Genomic DNA, 2668 nt, shown 5'->3' with positions numbered 1-2668 from the left:
ATTCATCGGCCGGGCAAGCACCGTGCTCACCCGGCCGGAACGCTATGCTATGGCGTTTTCTTCCAGTTGACGCATAAACTGACGTACCCAGTCGATACGGGTTTTACGCTCAGCTAAATCTTGCATGAACTTCAGCCTGGTTGGGCCATCCAGACGGAAGTGTTGCGGTTGCTTTTGCAGTAAGCCAATCAGCCACACCGGGTTGACGTGGTTCTTCTCGGCAAACTCAATCGTCCCGCCTTTTTCATTGCCTTCTAGCTTTCTGATACCCAGTTTTTGCGCTTGCTGGCGCAAACGGGCAATATCCAGCAACGTACGGGCCGGGTCAGGCAACAAACCAAAACGGTCTATCAGCTCGACCTTAATTTCTTCCAGCTCGTTTTCGCCTTTCGCACTGGCAATGCGCTTGTAGAACGACAGTCGCGTATTCACATCGGGGATGTAGTCATCTGGCAATAGTGACGGCATCCGCAACTCGACTTCAGTTTGCTGGTTGGTGAGATCTTCGAGTGACGGTTCGCGTCCCTCTTTTAGCGCGTCAACCGCGTTCTCCAGCAGTTCCATGTATAGTGAGAAGCCGATGGTTTCCATCGAACCGCTCTGATCTTCGCCCAGCAGTTCCCCCGCGCCGCGAATTTCGAGGTCGTGAGTGGCTAGCGCAAAACCTGCACCCAAATCTTCCAGTGATGCAATTGCCTCAAGGCGTTTTTGTGCATCGGTGGTCATCGCTTTTGGATGCGGCGTCAACAGCCAGGCATAGGCCTGATGGTGTGAACGTCCCACGCGGCCGCGTAGCTGGTGCAATTGTGCCAACCCGAAATGGTCAGCGCGCTCGATAATAATGGTGTTAGCGGTTGGAATGTCGATCCCGGTTTCGATGATGGTGGTACACACCAGCACGTTGAAGCGCTGATGGTGGAAATCGTTCATCACGCGTTCCAGCTCGCGTTCGCGCATTTGTCCGTGTCCAATCCCGATTCGCGCTTCCGGTACCAGCTCTGCCAGCCTGTCAGCGGTTTTCTGGATGTTTTCAACATCGTTGAACAGATAGTAGACCTGCCCGCCGCGCAGCACTTCACGCAGGATAGCTTCACGTACCACCAGGCTATCGTATTCGCGTACGAAGGTTTTGACCGCCAGACGACGCGCTGGCGGTGTGGCGATAATTGACAGATCGCGCATGCCGCTCATCGCCATATTGAGCGTACGCGGGATCGGGGTTGCGGTCAGCGTCAGAATATCGACATCGGCGCGCATTGCTTTAATACGCTCTTTGTGACGGACACCGAAGCGGTGCTCTTCATCGACAATCAGCAGACCCAAATCTTTGAGTTTCACATCGCTTTGCAGCAGTTTGTGCGTGCCGATGAGAATATCGATTTTACCTTCGGCAACCTGCTCCAGGATCTGCGCTTGCTCTTTGGCGCTGCGAAAACGGGACAGCATCTCAATGCGCACGGGCCAGTTGGCAAAACGATCGCGGAAGTTGTCGAAGTGCTGCTGGGCGAGCAGGGTGGTCGGCACCAGCACGGCAACCTGCTTGTGATTCTCTACGGCGAGGAAGGCGGCGCGCATCGCCACTTCGGTTTTACCGAAGCCGACATCGCCACACACCAGGCGGTCCATGGCCAGCGGCTGACACATATCGCTGAGTACCGCGTTGATGGCCTGCGCCTGATCGGGTGTGGTTTCAAATGGGAAGCTGTCACAAAACAGCTGATACTGCTCGCGGTCGTGTTTAAAGGCAAAACCTTCTTTTGCCGCACGCTGGGCGTAAATATCCAGCAACTCCGCCGCGACGTCACGTACCTTCTCGGCGGCTTTCTGCCGGGCGCGCGACCAGGCATCTCCGCCAAGTTTATGCAGCGGGGCATTCTCTTCCGCGCCTCCGGCATAGCGGCTTATCAAATGCAGTGACGACACCGGCACGTACAGTTTGGCGTCGTTGGCATAGGTGAGCATCAGATATTCACCGGTGATACCGCCCGCTTCCAGCGTGGTCATCCCGGCATAGCGACCCACGCCGTGCTCCAGATGCACCACCGGCTGACCTGGATGCAGCTCTGCAAGGTTACGAATTAATGTATCCGGGTTGATGGTGCGACGCGAATCCTGGCGGCGGCGCGCCACGCGTTCACCCAGCAGATCGCTTTCACAAATCAGCGCCAGATTGCGTTTGCTATCGATGAAGCCATGCTCGGCTGCACCAATCATCAAATAACGACCATTGTCTGCGGCTTCATCAAGACGCAATATCCGCTTCGGCGCAACTTTGATGCGAGCCAGAAGTTCGCCGAGTGCTTCACGGCGACCTTCACTTTCCACTGAGAAAATTACCGGACCGGTAAAGCTCTCAAGGAATTTACGTAACGCATCTAACGGTGATTTTTGCTGCGCCTGCACGGCGATATCCGGCAGCTTCTGGAACCCGAGGTTAGTATTCGCAGCTTTGTTCGCCAGACTCTCGGTTTTCAGTTGAACGCGCGGCCAGCGTTTAAGTTCAGAAAACAGCTCATCAACCCGCAGCCACAGCGATTCCGGCGGCAGAAGCGGGCGCATCGGATCAACACCGCGATTTTCAAAGCGTGACAGGGTATCGGCCTGGAAGCGTTCTGCGCTGGTCTCGATATCACCGGTATTGACCAATAACGTATTGGCAGGGAAGTAG

Annotated in this window: 1 protein-coding gene; it reads right to left on the bottom strand. The window is 55.5% G+C overall.

Annotation, left to right across the window (positions count from 1 at the left end; genetic code table 11):
- Window positions 1-42: 42 nt before the first annotated feature.
- On the bottom strand, window positions 43-2668 hold a 2626-nt coding region (gene mfd / locus FDX03_RS15665), incomplete at its 5' end, for a transcription-repair coupling factor (protein ID WP_249357084.1).

The sequence above is a fragment of the Citrobacter sp. wls827 genome (genome assembly GCF_005280875.1).
GTDB lineage: Bacteria > Pseudomonadota > Gammaproteobacteria > Enterobacterales > Enterobacteriaceae > Citrobacter > Citrobacter youngae.
Note: the sequence above shows the minus strand (reverse complement) of the source record. Positions and strands in the feature narration are given on the sequence as shown.